Source organism: Alcanivorax sp. HI0044, assembly GCF_001634945.1.
This window is the reverse complement of sequence record NZ_LWEZ01000719.1, coordinates 1-698: the sequence shown is the minus strand read 5'-3', so window position 1 is coordinate 698 and position 698 is coordinate 1. Positions and strand designations below refer to the sequence as shown.

Here is a 698-nt window from a genome sequence, read left to right as displayed (position 1 = left end):
CAAGGCGTATCAACAGGGCAAGGCCCTGAACATGGCCAGCTTCCTGGAGATCGATGCGGTGATTGATCCGGTGGACACGCGTCAGTGGATCCTGCGCGGGTTGAATGCGTCGGGGTTCAAGACGGGTACCCACGGTGGGCGGCCGTTTGTGGATACGTTCTGAAAAAGCAGCTACGAGCTACGAGTTTCGAGCTGCGAAAACCTGGCCGGAGCGGCTTGCAGGTTTTGCCTTTCGAAACTCGCATCTCGCAACTCGTTACTGTCTTTTCGCCAGCAGGCTGGTTATTCGCTGCGCTCACCACTTCGGGGCCGCGCTGCGTGCGTTACTCCGCTGCGCTACGTTCCTGCGGTGGGCGTGGGGTAGCAGGCGATTTTGTAGGAGCGGTCGTTCGACCGCGATAGCCGTGGCACGGCTTACCCGGTTCGCGGTGGAACCACCGCTCCTACAGTGGGGCGTTAATCCCTTGCCGGGTCGTAGCGCAGGCGGTCGATGACCAGGCGGAACGCGGAGCTGATGTTGCGGCGCCCGGAGTAGCACAGGCAGAAGCCGTCAAAGGGCGGGCACCAGTCTGCCAGTACCCGGCGCAGGGCGCCCCCAAAACTAATCGGGGACACGCATGAATTGGGGAATGTCTTACGGGGTTTGTGGTTGTTTTCTGATGTAGTTGGGTTTGAGTAGTCAGTAGTGTTGGGTGATG

General features: G+C 60.2%; 1 pseudogene. It reads right to left on the bottom strand.

The window, feature by feature from the left end:
- Positions 1-456: 456 nt before the first annotated feature.
- Positions 457-698 (bottom strand): annotated as a pseudogene (locus A3730_RS30315) (hypothetical protein); the annotation flags it as partial.